Below are 806 nucleotides of genomic sequence, written 5' to 3' on the forward strand. Positions count from 1 at the left end.
ACCACCTGTCCGGCACCAGAATTTTCATCGATGGCAGTCGCGGTATCACCAGAGGTAATCGTTGGTGCCACTTCATCGAGGTTATTGACCGTCAGGGTGACGGCCTGATTGGTAAAGTTACCAGCCCCATCGGTGGCGGTGACGATAAAGCTGTAACTGGACTTGGTCTCATAGTCGGCATCCGCCAACAAAGTCACTTCGCCGGTGGCTGAGTTTATGCTGAAGTACGCTGCATCGTCGCCAGAGAGGCTATAAACCGCCGTCGCATCATCCGTCGCTGCGGTGTAAATCACCGCGTTCTCACCGGAGTTTTCATCAATGGCATCAGCCAACGTGCCGGAGTTAAATACCGGTCCTGACTCATCCAGATCATTGACCGCCAAGGTGACGGTTTGGTCGGTGTGGTTACCCGCCCCATCAGTAGCGGTGACGGTAAAGCTGTAACTGGGCTTGGTTTCGTAATCAGCGTCGGCCAACAAGGTGGCTTCACCGGTGTCTGAGTTGATGCTGAAGTACGCAGCATCTGCACCCGACAGACTGAAAGTGACGCTATCAGAGATATCTGCGGAGTCATCAGCGGTGGCGGTATACACCACCTGCCCAGCACCAGAGTTTTCATCAATCGTAGTGGCGATAACGCCAGATGTAATGCTTGGCGCTGCTTCATCGAGGTTATTGACCGCCAGAGTGACGGTCTGGTCAGTGAAGTGACCGGCTCCATCGGTGGCGGTGACGGTAAAGTTGTAACTGTCTTTTGTTTCGTAATCAGCGTCGGCCAACAAGGTGACTTCGCCTGTAGCGGAGTT

General features: G+C 54.0%; 1 protein-coding gene. It reads right to left on the reverse strand.

The window, feature by feature from the left end; genetic code table 11:
- Positions 1-806, reverse strand: an 806-nt coding sequence (locus tag Q4551_RS16160) for a cadherin repeat domain-containing protein (protein ID WP_303434959.1), incomplete at both ends; no start/stop codon positions are given.

Source organism: Oceanobacter sp. 5_MG-2023, assembly GCF_030548165.1.
Taxonomy (GTDB): Bacteria; Pseudomonadota; Gammaproteobacteria; order Pseudomonadales; family Oceanobacteraceae; genus Oceanobacter.